16 protein-coding genes are annotated in these 15779 nt (G+C 59.2%); 6 read left to right on the plus strand and 10 right to left on the minus strand.

The features are described 5' to 3' along the window. Window positions 1–35 precede the first annotated feature (35 nt). The 4 genes from JM93_RS01100 to JM93_RS01115 all read left to right on the plus strand — a co-directional run bounded on the left by JM93_RS01100 (window position 36) and on the right by JM93_RS01115 (window position 3477). Entirely contained in the window at window positions 36–227 is a 192-nt protein-coding gene (locus JM93_RS01100; protein ID WP_145340230.1) for a hypothetical protein, read from the plus strand. A gap of 96 nt (window positions 228–323) precedes the next feature. After that, the gene (locus tag JM93_RS01105) at window positions 324–1220 is read left to right on the plus strand and encodes a nitrilase-related carbon-nitrogen hydrolase (protein ID WP_145340231.1); all 897 of its coding nucleotides are present in this window, start codon (window positions 324–326) and stop codon (window positions 1218–1220) included. 119 nt (window positions 1221–1339) lie between these two features. After that, a complete protein-coding gene (locus tag JM93_RS01110) occupies window positions 1340–1834 on the plus strand; it encodes an NUDIX hydrolase (RefSeq protein WP_145340232.1) in 495 nt (164 codons plus the stop codon). Between the two features lie 116 nt (window positions 1835–1950). Then, the gene (locus JM93_RS01115; protein ID WP_145340233.1) at window positions 1951–3477 is read left to right on the plus strand and encodes an inorganic phosphate transporter; all 1527 of its coding nucleotides are present in this window, start codon (window positions 1951–1953) and stop codon (window positions 3475–3477) included. Between the two features lie 54 nt (window positions 3478–3531). On the opposite strand, the gene JM93_RS01120 is transcribed toward JM93_RS01115, so the two are convergent. From JM93_RS01120 to JM93_RS01165, 10 genes are all read right to left on the minus strand, one after another. Next, window positions 3532–4362: an ABC transporter substrate-binding protein gene (locus tag JM93_RS01120; protein WP_145340234.1), complete on the minus strand. Its 831-nt coding sequence runs from the start codon at window positions 4360–4362 to the stop codon at window positions 3532–3534. Between the two features lie 21 nt (window positions 4363–4383). After that, on the minus strand, window positions 4384–5148 hold the full coding sequence (locus JM93_RS01125; protein ID WP_145340235.1) for an ATP-binding cassette domain-containing protein: 765 nt from the start codon (window positions 5146–5148) through the stop codon (window positions 4384–4386). Next, on the minus strand, window positions 5141–5848 hold the full coding sequence (locus tag JM93_RS01130; RefSeq protein WP_145340236.1) for an ABC transporter permease: 708 nt from the start codon (window positions 5846–5848) through the stop codon (window positions 5141–5143). The genes JM93_RS01125 and JM93_RS01130 overlap by 8 nt, the downstream gene beginning before the upstream one ends. Before the next feature lie 139 nt (window positions 5849–5987). Further along, window positions 5988–7352 carry an HD-GYP domain-containing protein gene (locus JM93_RS01135; RefSeq protein WP_145340237.1) on the minus strand — a complete coding sequence of 455 codons (1365 nt, stop codon included), beginning with the start codon at window positions 7350–7352 and terminating at the stop codon, window positions 5988–5990. Between the two features lie 44 nt (window positions 7353–7396). Further along, a complete protein-coding gene (locus JM93_RS01140) occupies window positions 7397–8149 on the minus strand; it encodes an endonuclease/exonuclease/phosphatase family protein (protein WP_145340238.1) in 753 nt (250 codons plus the stop codon). A gap of 139 nt (window positions 8150–8288) precedes the next feature. Next, window positions 8289–8864, minus strand: coding sequence for a sarcosine oxidase subunit gamma (locus JM93_RS01145; protein WP_145340239.1), 576 nt, complete (start codon window positions 8862–8864; stop codon window positions 8289–8291). Further along, window positions 8857–11859 carry a sarcosine oxidase subunit alpha family protein gene (locus JM93_RS01150; RefSeq protein WP_145340240.1) on the minus strand — a complete coding sequence of 1001 codons (3003 nt, stop codon included), beginning with the start codon at window positions 11857–11859 and terminating at the stop codon, window positions 8857–8859. The genes JM93_RS01145 and JM93_RS01150 overlap by 8 nt, the downstream gene beginning before the upstream one ends. Next, the gene (locus JM93_RS01155) at window positions 11856–12161 is read right to left on the minus strand and encodes a sarcosine oxidase subunit delta (RefSeq protein WP_145340241.1); all 306 of its coding nucleotides are present in this window, start codon (window positions 12159–12161) and stop codon (window positions 11856–11858) included. Before JM93_RS01155 ends, JM93_RS01150 begins: the two co-directional genes overlap by 4 nt. Window positions 12162–12170: 9 nt before the next feature. Then, entirely contained in the window at window positions 12171–12527 is a 357-nt protein-coding gene (locus tag JM93_RS01160; RefSeq protein WP_145340242.1) for a cupin domain-containing protein, read from the minus strand. A gap of 8 nt (window positions 12528–12535) precedes the next feature. Beyond that, the gene (locus tag JM93_RS01165) at window positions 12536–13789 is read right to left on the minus strand and encodes a sarcosine oxidase subunit beta family protein (RefSeq protein WP_145340243.1); all 1254 of its coding nucleotides are present in this window, start codon (window positions 13787–13789) and stop codon (window positions 12536–12538) included. A 375-nt stretch (window positions 13790–14164) separates the two neighbouring features. Here JM93_RS01165 and JM93_RS01170 point away from each other — a divergent pair, with 375 nt between their 5' ends. Next, window positions 14165–15277: an S-(hydroxymethyl)glutathione dehydrogenase/class III alcohol dehydrogenase gene (locus JM93_RS01170; protein WP_145340244.1), complete on the plus strand. Its 1113-nt coding sequence runs from the start codon at window positions 14165–14167 to the stop codon at window positions 15275–15277. 4 nt (window positions 15278–15281) lie between these two features. Continuing rightward, on the plus strand, window positions 15282–15770 hold the full coding sequence (locus JM93_RS01175; RefSeq protein WP_145340245.1) for a GNAT family N-acetyltransferase: 489 nt from the start codon (window positions 15282–15284) through the stop codon (window positions 15768–15770). The last annotated feature ends 9 nt before the right edge of the window (window positions 15771–15779 follow it).

Here is a 15779-nt window from a genome sequence, read left to right on the forward strand (position 1 = left end):
CGCTGATCCAGCTGAAGGAATCGGCGGAGAGACCCATGCGTGCTCAGGACGAGTTGAAAGCCCATTTCAAAAACATTGATCACCACACCGACCGGGCGCTTGCCCACCTGGTGAAGATCAGGCGTCAGCCGAAGCTGGCAGTGATGCCAGAAAGTGCGCATGCACAGCGCCTGGGTGCTGCATTCATCTTTCTGCTGATCTCTTTCGTGGCGGTTCTGTTTGTATGATCCGGCATTTCGGCTTGCATTTTTAACGTCATTGACTGCAAGAAGCATGCACTGACGCGGCATTTGCCGCGCTGATCCAAGTGCAGGCCTCGTCTTATGCAAAACTATAAAATCGGCCTCTGGTCCATGAATATGGGCTTTGCGCCTGCGTCCGTGCAGGCGTTTGCGGACCATATCGAACGGCGCATGGAAGACACCGCGTCAGCGGGCGGCCGTTTGCTGGTGATGCCGGAATATGCCGTCGAAGCGGCGCTCAGCCTGAAGACAGAGGGCCTGAAACCAACCGAAGAGATGGCGTTTCTTTGCCATGTCGGACATTCCTTGAAGACTGCTGTCCGTCATCTTCCCGAACAGACCGGCGTTTCGCTGCTTCTCGGGTCAATGCCGGTAAAGCGGCAGGCCGGTTTTACTAACACGGCGCTCCTGCTGACCAGCGACGGCCGGGAAATCAGCCAGGACAAATTGTGCCTGACACCGGGCGAAGCCGATCCGGACAGCTGGACCCTCGTGCCGGGCACCGAGCTTCAGGTCTTTGATCTTGACGGTATAAAAACCGCTATACTGATCTGCCTCGATGTTGAGATGCCGGCGCTGTCGAGTCTCTTGGCAAAGGCTGATATTGAGCTGTTGCTCGTTCCGTCCATGACCGAGCGCCTCGCCGGATATCATCGGGTCTACGGCTGCGCCAAGGCCCGGGCGGTGGAACTGATGTGCGCGGTTGCCGTGTGTGGCACGGTAGGGCCGGCCAAGGGAACAACCCAAAACGAGACCAACGTCTCCGGGGCCGCGCTTTATCTGCCCTGTGAGGAAGAACTTGGCCATGCCGGTATCGGAATTGATCTTCCTCCGACCGGCGGCACACACGCATATGAGCACTTTTCGGTGGCTTCCGTCCCGATTGATACGCTTCGCAAGCTCAAGGCGGGAGAGGCCGAGGTGTGGCCCGGTGCATGGACCGCCGATCACGTTCGCCTCACGAAGAATTATCAATAAAACGACTTTCCGCGACGTAAGGATGGTGCACACTGTGCATCTTTTTGTGGACATTGCCCGGAACTGGGCTGTATAAAGCGGGCAATATCACAGCCGACCTTTCCGACAAGGCCTTATCCATGGCAGTTTTGGACTTTGATTGGGCGCCTCGCGCCCCTTGGCTGCGTGGACTAGTTGATTTATTCCGCCGGCCTGCGCGCCTACAAATTGCTGCATTGTGCTATCGGGTTCCCAAGGGAGCGGCCGAGCCTGAAGTGCTGCTTGTGACGACGCGGGACACCGGCCGCTGGATCATTCCAAAAGGCTGGCCGGAGCCGGACAAGCCGGCTTTCGAAACGGCTGTGATCGAGGCCTATGAGGAAGCGGGTGTCGTTGGCAAACCCGAGCGGCGTGTCTTCGGGCAATTCAGGTCCTTCAAGGGGCTATCGAACGGGTTGACCCTGCGAACCAAAGTTCTCGTGTTCAAGATCCGGGCCACGAAGCTGCTCGACAGTTTTCCGGAAAAGGGTCAGCGCAAACTGGCTTGGGTCCCGGTTTCGCAAGCCATCGAGCAGGCAAATGAGAAAGGGCTGCAAAAGCTCCTTCGCCGCTTTAAAGCGGAAACCGCCGTCTAAGTTGCCACGCAGACCGTTGAGCACTCCTTGAAATCGCAGGGGGATGCCTGTCTGCGTCACGACGGTCACAAACACCAGTCAGACTGCAGCCAGACGCTGGGTCAGGGAAAAGAGCGATGCCGTCATCTGAGAAGGCGGGCTACAAAGGGCCTGCCCTCGACAAGGATCTGGACAAGATCACCTTTGTAGGCGAGGCCGCCGAAAGCCTTGGCCGGCGCATGCTCCTGCCGGGTCTGGCAATCGTTTTCATCGCCTTGTGTGCCTTTGTCGCTGCCTACGACGTCGTTGCCGTCTCGCTCAGCGACACGCTTGTCATTGGAGCAGCGGCCGCGATCGGTGGCTATATGGCGCTGAACATCGGCGCAAACGATGTTGCCAACAATGTCGGGCCGGCCGTTGGCGCAAAGGCGCTGCCGCTGACAACCGCATTGATCCTGGCGGCTGTGTTTGAAAGTGCTGGAGCACTGCTGGCCGGAAGCCGGGTGCTTGAGACCGTTTCGGCCGAGATTCTGCCGCAACATGCGGTGGTGGATGCCAACATGTTCATGGTGGCGATGATGGCCGCGCTGGTGTCGGCTGCCGCCTGGATCAACATTGCCACCTGGATCGGAGCGCCAGTTTCGACCACGCACTCCATCGTGGGCGGTGTCGTCGGTGCCGGTATCGCGGCCGCGGGACTGGCGTCTGTCAACTGGGAAACGGTCGGGGCGATCACGCTCAGCTGGGTGCTTTCACCTGTTCTCGGCGGGCTGGTGGCTGCCGGTTTTCTGTCTTTCATCAATCGGTTTATCACCTACAAAAGCGACAGGATTGAAGCGGCCCGTTTCTGGCTGCCCATCCTGATCGGCTTGTTGGCAGGAGCTTTCGCCGCGTATGTTATGGTCAAGGCAGGCGATACGCTGTTTTCCGTCCGCGACACCATGATACTGCCGCTTGCGCTGGTGATCGCCCTGGTGGTTTGGCTCGCATACCGGCCGCATCTTGAACGTGCAAGTCAAGGCATGGACAACAAGACGCAGTCGTTGCGCAAGCTCTTCACGGTTCCACTGATGTGCTCTGCCGCGCTGTTGTCCTTTGCGCACGGGGCCAATGACATTGCCAATGCTGTCGGCCCGCTTGCGGCGATCGTCCGGGTTCAATCCGCGCACGTGGATCAGCTTGATCCCTGGGCCCTCGATGTTCTGACCTCCAGCGTGCCCTTGTGGGTTAGTGGCGTCGGTGCATTCGGTATTTCGGCGGGGCTTTTGCTGTTCGGCCGGCGTTTGATCAAGGTCGTTGGCTCCAAGATCACCAAACTCAATCCGATCCGCGCTTTCTGCATCGCCCTGTCCGCCGCGATCACCGTCCTGCTCGCGTCGAGCTTAGGAATGCCGGTCAGCTCAACTCACATCACGGTGGGTGCGGTGTTCGGGGTCGGCTTTTACCGCGAGTGGTACCGCAGCCGGTATGTCTTGTCGGCCTCCGGAGCGGATGACGGGCGCGGCCGTCCCCGGTATCTGCGCAACAGGGAGGAGCACCGCCGGCGCAGACTGGTGCGCCGGTCCTATGTGTTCACGATCATCGGCGCCTGGGTGGTGACCGTTCCGGCTACGGCGGTCCTGTCCGGCGTTGTCTTCGTTCTGGTGCGGTTTGCCGCGCTTTAGACCTGCCTCGTACTTGCGGAAACAGCCCGTCCAAGCGGCTGGCACACCGGCATTTCAGTTGGTTTGCGAAACGGCATTGGGGAAGAAAAGCTGCTCGCCGTTGACTTTAAAGCCAGCAATCGCCTTTTGCCCATCCGCGCCGGTCAGCCAATCGATGAATGTTTGGCCAAGGTCCGCTTTTACGTTTGCATGCTTGTCCGGGTTCACCAGGATCACGCCATACTGGTTGAACAGCCGGTCATCGCCTTCAGTGAGGATTTCAAGGTTGCCCTTGTTGTTGAAGGCCAGCCATGTTGCCCGATCCGTCATTGTGTAGGCGTTCATCGCTGAAGCCGTGTTCAGAATTGCACCCATGCCCGAGCCTGTTTCGCGGTACCAGTTGCCCGAAGATGCTGCCGGATCAACCCTCGCGAGGTTCCAAAGGGCCTGTTCTTTCTTGTGGGTGCCGCTGTCATCACCGCGAGAGGCGAACGGCGCCGCGCTTTGGGAGATCTTGGCCAGTGCAGCGGGCGCATCTCCCAGGCCGCGTATGCCCGCTGGATCGTCTTGCGGGCCAACGATGACGAAATCATTGTACATCACGTCGAACCTTTGAACGCCGAACCCGTCGGCGACGAATTTCTCCTCCGCAGGTTTGGCGTGTACAAGCAGCACGTCTCCGTCGCCATTGGCAGCGTTTTTCAGTGCCTGCCCCGTTCCGACAGCAACAACCCGAACATCAATGCCGGATGCGGCCTCGAATTCAGGCAGGATTTCATCCAGAAGCCCGGAATTCTGTGTTGAAGTGGTCGACTGAACAACGATGAAATCCTCGGTCGCGGCTGCTTGGCCCGCCAGCAACGCCAATGCCAGCGCGCCGGCTGCAACGGATTTGAACACTGTCATGTCGGTCTCCCTTATCGAGTTTTATACCAGTATTTCGCCGTCCAGGTATGCGCGCGCCTCGCGCATGGCCGGGCGGTCGAAGAACGTTTGAGCAGACGAATGCTCGATCAGGCGGCCCCGGTGCATGAACAGAACGTCTTCTGCAAGCCGTCTGGCTTGGTGGGTGTCGTGGGTGACAAGGATGACCTTGACGCCCTGCTGGCGCACGCGCTGGATTGTCTGCTCGATCAAAAGCGTTGAGGCTGGATCGAGATTGGCGGTCGGTTCATCCAGGAACAGCACTTTCGGCTCCAGGATCAGCGCGCGCGCAAGAGCGAGCCGCTGTTGTTCGCCGCCCGAAAGCACATGGGCGGGCCGGTCCGCCAGATCAGCCAGTCCGGCGCTGTCAAGCGCGCTTTGGAGCCGTTGCTTGCGATTTTGAAACGGACGCAGCCCAAGGGCGAAACTCAAGTTGGCCTTCACCGAGCGCCGCAGGAGAACCGGTTTTTGGAACACGAGCGCCTGTTGCTTGCGGGTCGCTGCGCAGGCCGGCTCGCCGTTCCACAGCACTTCGCCAAAAGTCGGTTTGATCAAACCGTGCAGCAGGCGCAGAAAAACGCTCTTTCCGGCCCCATTCGGGCCCATGAGTACCGTTAGGGCATCGGTGTCGAGTTTCAGGTCAATGCCCATCAAAATGGCGATGCTGTCAGCCTGAAAGGCCAGGTGCCTCAGCTCCAAAGGCATCGGGGACGGTCCGATGGCCAGCGGCAATGTCTCACGTTTTGGGAATGACAGCACCTCAGACATGGACCGCACTCCGGTCGGTTTGACGCAAAAGGGCGACCGCCGCATTGACCGATAGCGCCATCAGCAACAGCACGAAGCCGAGCGCGAGTGCGAGGGCCAATTCGCCCTTCGATGTTTCGAGCGCGATGGCGGTGGTCATCACGCGGGTAACATGATTGATGTTGCCCCCAACGATCATCACGGCGCCAACTTCCGCGATGGCGCGGCCAAAACCGGCAAGCAGCACGGTCAGCAGCGAGAACCGGGCGTCCCAGATCAGTGCTGCGATCGCAGTATGTGCGGGTACGACCATGGACTTGAAGGTTTCCGCATAGCTGCGATTGAGATCGGCGATCACCTGACGGGTCAGCGCGATAATGATGGGAGTGATCAAGACCGCTTGCGCGATGATCATCGCGGTGGGGGTGTAGAGAAGTCCCAGCACGCCAAGCGGTCCGGCGTTGGACAGCATCATATAGACGAGCAGACCGACAACCACCGGCGGTAGACCCATCAGGGCATTTGCCAGCACGGACAGCGTGGCCGATCCCGGAAACCGGGCAACAGCGAGCAGGGCGCCAAGCGGCAGGCCGATCAGCGCAGAGATGACGAGCGCGGTCAGCGTCACTTGTATCGATAGCGCAACAATCTCGGCAAGAGCAGGGTCGCCACTGACGACCAGCTGGCCCGCCAGCACAAAGCTTTGTGCAAAATCCTGCATAATTGTAATTTTCCTCCCAAATCACATGATTTTCACATCGTAACGCAGGAAACGCAGTGAGGATAGTCAAATGCGGCACGCCGTCGGGTAAAAACCGACCCGGATTTTTTTTACGTTTGTAGTTTTGAAACAGCCGGTATCAGGCCGCGGCGTCTGCTTCAATCTGCTCTGTCGCGGACTGAAGTGCCTTGAAACAGATCGGATCGATAGCCGTTCCGATGTCGCCTTCCATGATGCCGAGCGCCTTGGGCAGGGGCATGGCGGCGCGATAGGGGCGCTCGGCAGTGAGCGCGTCAAAAATGTCAGCTGTCGTCACGATCCGGGTTTCCATGGAAATCCGGGTGCCGGCCAGCCCGTCCGGGTATCCGCGCCCGTCGATCCTCTCGTGATGTCCGCGTGCAATGGGCGACAAGTCTTTGAACGCGTCGATCCGGCTGAGGATCTCGTCGGAATAAACAGGATGCATCCGGATCTGCACCCACTCGTCATCATCCAGCTTTGCCGGCTTGTCGAGAACCGAATTGCTGACGCCTAGCTTGCCGATATCATGGAGAAGCGCTGCCCGTTTCAGCAGTTGCCGGTCGCGTGCGCTGTACCCGAGCTGTTCGGCAATCATATCGGTAAACAGGGTCACCCGTTCGCTGTGGCCAGCGGTAAAAGGGCTCTTGCTGTCAATCACCTGCGCGAAACCATGCGCTATCTGGTCGAGCTGGCTGTCATCGACGTATCTGACGTCCTGCGCCGGTTCCAACCCGTAGACCTTTGCTTCCAGATCCTCGCTGGACAGACTTGCCCAAAAGTCCCGGTTTTGAGCCACGGCTTCAAAAGCGCCAACCAGGGCGGGGTCAAACCAAGTGCCTGACCGGCCCCGAACCTCAACAAGGGCGGCCTCGGGTCCGACATTCATCTGGAATACGTCGACAATCTGGGCCAGAAGCGCGATTTGGGAAAACCGCGGGATTTCGTTTTCCTTCGCACCATTGGGCCGGCCTTGGCCGTTCCAGTGTTCGTCGAGACCGTAGATGCCGCTGACAACGCTCTCTGAAAACTGCATCTGTTTTGCAATATCGGCCCCGCGCTGGCACCGGGTCTCGATCATCTCGTTGGCGATGTCGCCGCCATTTCGCAGGATATTGACGATCGCCCGCACGCGTTCAGCGAAACCGTGTTTGAGGCCGGTATGCGACAGGACAAAGCGCAGCGCGGCGGGCAGGCTGTCGCTCATGGTTTTGAAGTCGTGTTTGAAAGTCAGATCATCCGTCAGATAGAGTTCGCAGATGCGGGCGGCATTGCTCGAGCAGCCCAGATCCTTGAGCAGCAGAGTGTAGTAGAGATCGCTGAGATCATTGTCGGGAAGCCCGATCTGCCGGCCAATGTGAATGCCGATCCAGCAGCAGCGCACGCAATGTCCGCGCGGCTGGCCCTCGGTGATGTCGAGGGCGTGACTGAGCGCGCCAAGCAATTCTGCAAGCCTCAATGTCCGGCTGGTTTGCTCTGACACCATGTTGTCCCCCTGTCGGCCTTCAGGGAGAGAGTCCGGCAACTGTCTTAAGATGCCGTTTGCGCAGCGTCAGTTTTGCCTGCCGCGTCCGCATCATCCGGACCCGCGTTGAGCTTGAGCCGCGCCCAGACCGGTAAGTGGTCCGAGGCAACTCTGGCGGTTTTTGACCGGTGAACCCCGGCTTCAAGAACCGAAAATTCCGGGCTGGTCACGATACGGTCCAGGCTTGCAAGCGGCATCGGGGAAGGAAAGCTCTTGCCCGGACTGGTTACTTCATAATGCGATCTGAATAACTTCAGGCTGGTGGCGGTGTCCCACCATTCGTTCAAATCACCCACCAGGACAGTCGGCAAATCGTATGTATGGCTGTGAAGCTGATGCATCAGCGAGGAAATCTGGCGCTTCCTGTAGGTGGCGATCACGCTCAGATGCATGGCGGCAACCCGGACCAATGATCCGTTTATCTTCAGATCCGCCATCACAGCGCCGCGCGGCTCCAGCGTTGGCAGCTCCAGGCGTTTGAAATCGATGATGGAGACCGTGTTGCGCACCAGGATCGCATTGCCGTGCCAGCCGATACTGGCCTCGCGAGTCGCAATCGGTACCGGTTTGTAGTCGGTTTTTTCCGCAATCAGCTCCGGACGCAAGGTGGTCTCGCGCGGCCCGAACCGCTTGTCGGCCTCCTGCAACGCGATGATATCGCAATCCATTTCCGTCAGCACCTGAAGCGTGCGTTCCGGACGCCTGCGGCCATCAACGCCGATGCTTTTCTGGATGTTGTAGGAGCCGATTTTGAGCATGGGCGTATTTGTGCCCGAAACCGGGCAGGCGGCAAGGCCATGCTGCGAGAAAACGGGCCTCACCCTTTAGAATGTGTAACCCGCCGAAGTCTGTCCAAGCCGCCCGGCGGGTGTGATGACCCGCCGGACTGCTACTCAATCAGGCTGCTTTCAGCTCTTCCGCGGCCTGAACCAAAAGACCAGACACGTAGTCCATGAAAGACACCCAGGCCTCAACCACGAACGTGTCGGGACCGATGCGCCACAGAACGACCGGAACCTTGTGATAGAGCGTACGTGTGACCGTTCCGACGGGCAGGGCGCTTTCGTGCAGGTCGATCGGGACACCGGAATTCAGCAGCCACGCTGCTTTTTCGCCGCTGACAAGGATCGCAAGCTGGCGGTCCGAAATGTCAACGAGCGCGTGGGGTTCGGCCGACAAAGCGCCCTCAAGTCGCTCCCATACAGATGAAAGGTCGGTTTCAGGCGCCAGAAGGGTCCATTCGTCCGGTCCCATCCACTGGGCAACGCGGTTTCCCGAAACAGTCGCCGTCATTGCGATTACCGGGAGGTCTGCGCCGAACGCCTTTCCCGCTGCAACCCGGGCTTTCTCCCGGCCGCGGAACGACAGGCGGGTGACGGGGGCGGCCTTCAGGACAGACACGCCTGCAATGGCCAGGAGCGGAGTTTCCGCCGCGTCGGGAGCATAGATCTCGGAAGCCAGAAGATCAGACATTGAGCCGTGCTCCTTCCTTGTCATAGAAAATCGGTTCGACGACTTCGACCGGGATGGCGCCGTCCGGCATCGGGACGTTCAAGGTCTCACCCATCAAGGCCCGTCCGTTCTTAACGATGGCAAGCGCGATCGAGCGGCCTGCTGCAGGGCTGTGATAGGACGAGGTTACGTGACCTTCGGCCGGCGTCCCGGTTGCCGGGTTCGCGTCCTTGGTGATTTGAGCGCCTTCTTCCAGAACCACTTTTGGGTCTTCGGTCAGAAGGCCGACAAGCTGCTTGCGGCCTTCGGCAACGAGGTCCGGCCGGGCAAGGCCGCGCTTGCCGACAAAGTCGGCCTTTTTCTTGCCGATCGCCCAATTCATGTTGAGGTCGTCCGGGGTCACCGTCCCGTCGGTCTCCTGCCCAACAATGATGAAGCCCTTTTCGGCGCGCAGCACGTGCATTGTTTCCGTGCCATAGGGAACGCCGTTGTGTTTTTCGATTTCCTTGGCCAGCGTTTCCCAAACCATTTTGCCATGGCGGCGGGGCACGTTGATCTCAAAACCGAGCTCGCCGGTGAACGAGATCCTGAACAGGCGGCACGGCACGCCGCAGAAAGTGCCGGTGGCGACGCTCATATGCGGGAAGGCATCGGCGGACAGGTCAATGCCCTCCACAAAAGGAGCAATCACCTCACGAGCCTTCGGCCCTTGAACCGCGGCAACGGCGAACTCTTCCGTTGTCGACGTGATCCAGACATCCAGATCTGGCCATTCGGTCTGCAGGTAGTCCTCCATGGTGGCAAACACATGGGCGGCACCGCCGGTGGTGGTTGTTACATGGAAGCGGTCCTCTGCCATGCGTCCGACAACACCGTCATCGATCACAAAGCCTGCATCGTTGAGCATCAGTCCGTAACGGCAGCGGCCCGGCGCCAGCTTTTTCCATGGATTGGTGTACATCCGTTCCAGAAATTCGGCCGCGTCCGGGCCAACCACTTCGATCTTGCCGAGGGTTGAGGCGTCAAACAGGCCAACGCTTTCGCGGGCAACCGCGCACTCGCGGGCAACCGCTGCATGCATGTCCTCGCCATCCTTGGGGAAGTACCAGGCGCGCTTCCACTGCCCAACATCCTCAAATGCGGCTCCCTGTGCAACGGCCCAGTCATGCGACGGTGTTTTGCGAACCGGGTCGAAGAAATCGCCGCGCGATGTCGAGGCGAAGGTGCCGAAGGTCGTCGGTGTGAACGGCTGGCGGAATGTGGTCAGCCCCACATCGGTCAACGGTTTGGCGAGCGCAGTCGATGCGATTTGCAGCGCATTCATATTCGACAACCGGCCCTGATCGGTGGCCATTCCGGTGGTCGTATACCGCTTGATATGTTCGATCGAATGCATGCCCTCGCGCACAGCCAGTTTGACGTCTTTTGCCGTTACATCGTTCTGATAGTCGACAAAGGCTTTCACTCTGGAAGCATTGCGGTCGTGCGGCAGATCGCCAAGCGTTCCGCCTGTTCCCGCATCCGCTCCTGAAGCAGTGGCGTAGGTGAGTTTTGCCGTCTTGCCAATGGCTGCCTTGGCTGCGTCCTCTCCGGCGGCATAGCCATCGGCCAGCGTCTCGGTCAGGCCGTAAACGCCATGGCATGCTCCGGCGGAGCGTTCGTTTTGAACATGAAGGCCTGGCACGAATGCGCCCATATCCTCTTTCCAGACCACCTTGCCGCGTGACTGGGAATACAAGCTAACGGTGGGTGTCCACCCGCCGGACATCAAGATTGCGTCACAGGTCACTTCGCCTGCCGAGCTGACAGCGCCATTCGGCGAGACCCGGCCGAGCAACGCTCCCGATACGCGCTTGCGCCCGTTTGTGCCGGTGATGACACAGCCGCGCTCCACCCTAATGCCCCGGGCCTCCGCGATCGCGATCAGGTTCTCCGGCGGATTGTGCCGCAAGTCGGCAATCGCCACGACTTCGGTGCCGTGATCAGCAAGGTCAAAGGCGGCTTGCCATGCGGTGTCGCAGGCGGTCGCAACCAGCACCTTGTGGCCGACTTTTACTCCATAGCGGTTCAGATAGGTCCGGCCCGCATCTGCGACGAGAATGCCCGGACGGTCATTTTCGGGAAACACCATCGGGCGTTCGATCGCGCCGGCGGCAATCACCACTTCCTTGGCCCGCAGTTGCCACAACCGTTCGCGCGGCAATTTCGGATCGGGATCGGACAGGTGTTCTGTCACACGTTCTGCAAGTGCCACATAGTTTTGCGCGAAATAGCCGAAGGCCGTTGTGCGCGGCAAAAGCGTAACGTGGTCCTTGGCTTCCAGAGCCGCAATTGTTTCTGCTACCCACTCGGAAGCGGCCTTGCCGTCGATGGTTGCGCCGTCTTCGCTTAAAAGGGAACCGCCGAACTCCGCCTGTTCATCGCACAAGATGACCCGTGCGCCGGTCTCGGCGGCGGCAAGGGCGGCGGCGAGGCCGGCTGGCCCGGATCCGACCACAAGCACATCGCAATGGGCGTAAAGGTTGGCGTATTTGTCGTGGTCGGGATTCTTCGGCGGTTTGCCGAGACCGGCCGCCGCGCGGATGATCGGTTCGTAGACCCGGTCCCAGAAGGCTTTCGGCCACATGAACGTCTTGTAGTAAAATCCGGCCGGGAACAGAGGCGACATCAAGTCATTGACGGCACCGATGTCAAAGCCGAGTGAGGGAAAGCGGTTCTGACTGATGGCTTCCAGTCCCTCATACAGCTCGACCTGTGTCGCGCGCATGTTCGGTGTCTGGTCGCCCTGGCGGTAGATCCCGACAAGTGCGTTCGGCTCTTCGGATCCGGCGGTCAGGATGCCGCGCGGCCGGTGATACTTGAACGAGCGTCCGACGAGGTGAATGCCGTTCGCCAAAAGCGCAGAGGCAAGTGTGTCGCCCTTGTGGCCCTGAAGGGTCTCACCGTCAAAGTTGAATGACAACTGCGCGCCGCGATCGATCCGGCCGCCTTTTTCCGTGCGGAATGGCTGGCTCATTTGCCGGCCTCCTTCGCAATCTGGTCAAGGTCAGGCTTGGGTTCGCCGGCCTTGTACACTTTCAGGAATTTGTCGCTTACAGTCTCGCGCACGGCATTGAAGAACCGTCCGCAGCCATGAATGTGGCGCCAGCGCTCTGCGTAGACACCCTTGGTGTTGGTGCGCAGATAAAGGTATTCGGCCCATTCCTCGTCAGTGGTTGCAGAGGGGTCGGCCGGGCGCGCGATATGGGCTTCGCCGCGACAGCTAAACTCGATTTCAGGGCGTTCGACGCCGCAATACGGGCAATGAATCAGCAGCACAGTGCGACCTCAAATCTGGTGTTTGACGACGGCCGTTTCCGGGTCGCCGGTGTTCGGCGTTCCTGACGGCTCAATGATGATGAGATGGGTTTCGACTTCGGCCTTCGGGCAATGTTCGACGCCCTTCGGGACCACATAGATCTCGCCGGGGCCGAGCGTGACATTGCCATCAGGCATCTGGATGGTCAGCTCGCCGGACAACACCATGAAGAAGTCGTCAGTGTCGGCGTGCGCATGCCAATTGAATTCGCCCTGGACTTTGACGACCATGATGTCGTGGCCGTTAAAACCGGCAACGATTTTCGGCGACCAGTGATCCGAGAATTTCGACAGCTTTTCGGCCAGGTTGACGGGGTGATATGTCATCCGCCCTCCTAGTGCGCGACGGCGGCCGCTGCCGCTTCATCGATCAGGCGGCCGGTTTTGAACCGTTCGATCGTGAAGGGCGCGTTGATCTTGTGCGGCTCGTCCTTGGCGATCGTGTGCGCAAAGACATGGGCCGAGCCCGGCGTCGCCTTGAAGCCGCCCGTGCCCCAGCCGCAGTTCACATAGAGGCCGGGCACCGGCGTCTTGGCGATGATCGGCGACCGGTCCGGGGTGACGTCAACAATTCCGCCCCAATTGCGCAACATGCGCATGCGGCGGAACATTGGGAACAGTTCGCAAATCGCATCGATCGTGTGGTTTGAAATATGGATGCCGCCGGTTTGCGAGTAGGACACGAACTGGTCGGTTCCTGCACCGATCACCAGCTCACCTTTGTCCGACTGGGAAATGTACGCGTGAATGGTGTTGGACATCACCACGCAAGGGAAAGCCGGTTTGACCGGTTCCGACACCAATGCCTGCAAAGGATTGGACTCCAGCGGCATGCGCACACCCGCCATTTCCATCAGTACGGATGTATGTCCGGCGGCAACGATTCCGACCTTCTTGGCCTTGATAAAGCCTTTTTGGGTCTCGACACCTTCCACCGAGCCATCCGGCTTGCGGCGGATGCCGGTGACCGCGCAGTTCTGGATGATGTCGACGCCAAGGTCATCTGCAGCGCGTGCATAGCCCCAGGCCACGGCATCATGGCGTGCTGTGCCGCCGACCTTCTGCAACGCGGCGCCAACCACCGGATAGCGAATGTTCTTCTCGATGTTGAGCGGCGGGCAGTATTCTTTTGCCTGCTCCGGGGTCAGCCATTCGTTCTGAACACCTGCAAGCCGGTTCGCATGTACATGGCGTTTGAACACCTGAATGTCGTGAACCGTGTGCGCCAGCATCATCACGCCGCGCGCCGAGTACATGACGTTGTAGTTCAGTTCCTGGCTAAGGCCCTGCCATAGATTGACCGAGTGGTTGTAAAGCGTCGCGCTTTCCTCCCAAAGATAGTTGGAGCGAACGATTGTGGTATTGCGGCCAGTGTTGCCGCCGCCCAGCCAGCCTTTTTCGATCACGGCGATGTTTTTCAGGCCGTGTTCCTTGGCAAGATAATAGGCTGTTCCAAGGCCATGCCCGCCCGCACCGACTATGACGATGTCATATTCATGTTTCGGCTCGGGTGCCCGCCATTGCCGGCCCCAATTCTTGTGCGCGGAAAAGGCGTTTTTCGCCAGTTCCAAAAAGGAATATCGCTTCATCGAGCAGCTCTTCCAACCGTCCAGAGGCTAACCGGTCACGCCTTGGGCGCTTAGGGTCAATTCATGCTGTTCATGGGTGAAGGGCGGGCGGCTCTAAATCAAGACCCCGGCCTTCTCCAGTTGCGGGCATCATCACGATTGCGCCGCTAAATGCCTACCGGTTTTCAGTCAGCTGGTGGTTTAAATGCGACATGGCTTGTGACGCATTTGCAGCGCGGTGCCGCGGCCTTGGTGATGCTGGCTACGGTGGAGACGGTTCTGCGGCCTCGTTTGCCGCAATTGAATGGGTTTTCAGAGCGGCTCGTCGTCTATATCACTCTCAGACCGATTTGATTTTCCAAGTGTTTTAAAACACATCGACGGGAGGCCTAAAACATGGAAGTACGTGCAGCGGTGGCCGTGGGCGCTGGAAAGCCCTTGGAGGTGACGACCGTCAATCTGGAAGGGCCGCGCGCCTTTGAAGTTCTGGTTGAAATAAAAGCCACAGGCATCTGTCACACAGATGAATTTACGCTTTCAGGTGCTGACCCGGAAGGGCTGTTTCCCGCAATTCTTGGCCATGAGGGCGCGGGCGTAGTCGTTGAGGTGGGCAAGGGTGTCACAACCTTGAAGCCCGGCGATCATGTCATTCCGCTCTACACGCCCGAGTGCCGAAGCTGCGAATACTGCCTCAATCCGAAAACCAATCTGTGCCAGGCCATCCGGTCCACGCAGGGCCAAGGATTGATGCCGGACGGTTCCTCGCGCTTCACCACGCTCGATGGCGATCCGATCCTGCACTATATGGGGACGTCGACTTTCGCGAATTACACGGTTGTGCCGGAAATCGCGCTTGCGAAAATCAATCCGGACGCACCATTCGACAAGGTTTGTTACATCGGATGCGGTGTCACGACCGGGATCGGGGCCGTGATCAACACGGCCAAGGTGGAAATAGGGTCCAAGGCGATCGTCTTTGGCCTGGGCGGTATCGGCCTCAATGTGATCCAGGGTCTGCGCCTTGCTGGTGCAGACCAGATCGTGGGCGTGGACCTCAATCCGGCGAAAAAGGAAATGGCGGAACGCTTTGGTATGACCGATTTCGTCAATCCCTCCGAGGTTGAAGGAGATCTGGTGCCCTATCTTGTCAATCTGACCGGCGGCGGCGGGGACTATACGTTCGATGCGACGGGAAATGTCGGCGTCATGCGGACCGCGCTTGAATGCGCGCACAAGGGATGGGGCGAGTCGATCATCATCGGTGTTGCGCCGGCAGGTGCCGAAATCGCGACCCGTCCGTTCCAGCTTGTGACCGGCCGGGTTTGGAAAGGCACGGCCTTTGGCGGCGCGCGTGGGCGCACGGATGTGCCGAAAATCGTCGACTGGTACATGGACGGAAAGATCGAGATCGATCCTATGATCACCCACACGATGCCGCTGGAGGACATCAACAAGGGCTTTGACCTGATGCATGCTGGCGAATCTATTCGCTCGGTGGTGCTCTACTGAACTGATGACGGACCTTCTTGTCAGACCTGCCGATCCTGGAGACGCGGACGCCATTTGGTCCATGCTTCAACCGGTGTTCACGGCTGGTGAAACCTACACGGTCGATCCCGGTATCGGCCGTGACGGGGCGCTCTCTTACTGGACCACAGGGAAGAAGGTGTTTGTCGTTGCCCGTGGCAATGAGCTTTTGGGCACTTACTATCTCGTCCGGAACCAGAAAGGCGGCGGCAGTCATGTCTGCAATTGCGGTTTTGTCACCGCCGCTGCCGCACAAGGTTTGGGCGTTGCCCGGTTGATGCTCGAGCACTCGCTTGAGATGGCCAAGTCCGATGGGTTCCGGGCTATGCAGTTCAATTTCGTTGTTGCAAACAACACCCGCGCCGTTGAAATCTGGCAGCGTTACGGCTTTGACATTGTCGGCCGGCTGCCGGAGGCATTTCATCACCCGCGCGATGGCTATGTCGATGCGCTTGTCATGTACCGCAAGCTATAACGCTTCCGA

It is taken from the genome of Roseibium hamelinense (assembly GCF_007830545.1).
Lineage (GTDB): Bacteria > Pseudomonadota > Alphaproteobacteria > Rhizobiales > Stappiaceae > Roseibium > Roseibium hamelinense.

Coding starts and splice junctions, on each gene's coding strand:
- JM93_RS01150 (WP_145340240.1), bottom strand. CDS start 11,859: ATGAGCCAGCCATTCCGCACGGAAAAAGGCGGCCGGATCGATCGCGGC.
- JM93_RS01140 (WP_145340238.1), bottom strand. CDS start 8,149: ATGCTCAAAATCGGCTCCTACAACATCCAGAAAAGCATCGGCGTTGAT.
- JM93_RS01105 (WP_145340231.1), top strand. CDS start 324: ATGCAAAACTATAAAATCGGCCTCTGGTCCATGAATATGGGCTTTGCG.
- JM93_RS01175 (WP_145340245.1), top strand. CDS start 15,282: ATGACGGACCTTCTTGTCAGACCTGCCGATCCTGGAGACGCGGACGCC.
- JM93_RS01110 (WP_145340232.1), top strand. CDS start 1,340: ATGGCAGTTTTGGACTTTGATTGGGCGCCTCGCGCCCCTTGGCTGCGT.
- JM93_RS01145 (WP_145340239.1), bottom strand. CDS start 8,864: ATGTCTGATCTTCTGGCTTCCGAGATCTATGCTCCCGACGCGGCGGAA.
- JM93_RS01170 (WP_145340244.1), top strand. CDS start 14,165: ATGGAAGTACGTGCAGCGGTGGCCGTGGGCGCTGGAAAGCCCTTGGAG.
- JM93_RS01100 (WP_145340230.1), top strand. CDS start 36: ATGCGTGCTCAGGACGAGTTGAAAGCCCATTTCAAAAACATTGATCAC.
- JM93_RS01125 (WP_145340235.1), bottom strand. CDS start 5,148: ATGTCTGAGGTGCTGTCATTCCCAAAACGTGAGACATTGCCGCTGGCC.
- JM93_RS01130 (WP_145340236.1), bottom strand. CDS start 5,848: ATGCAGGATTTTGCACAAAGCTTTGTGCTGGCGGGCCAGCTGGTCGTC.
- JM93_RS01120 (WP_145340234.1), bottom strand. CDS start 4,362: ATGACAGTGTTCAAATCCGTTGCAGCCGGCGCGCTGGCATTGGCGTTG.
- JM93_RS01160 (WP_145340242.1), bottom strand. CDS start 12,527: ATGACATATCACCCCGTCAACCTGGCCGAAAAGCTGTCGAAATTCTCG.
- JM93_RS01115 (WP_145340233.1), top strand. CDS start 1,951: ATGCCGTCATCTGAGAAGGCGGGCTACAAAGGGCCTGCCCTCGACAAG.
- JM93_RS01165 (WP_145340243.1), bottom strand. CDS start 13,789: ATGAAGCGATATTCCTTTTTGGAACTGGCGAAAAACGCCTTTTCCGCG.
- JM93_RS01135 (WP_145340237.1), bottom strand. CDS start 7,352: ATGGTGTCAGAGCAAACCAGCCGGACATTGAGGCTTGCAGAATTGCTT.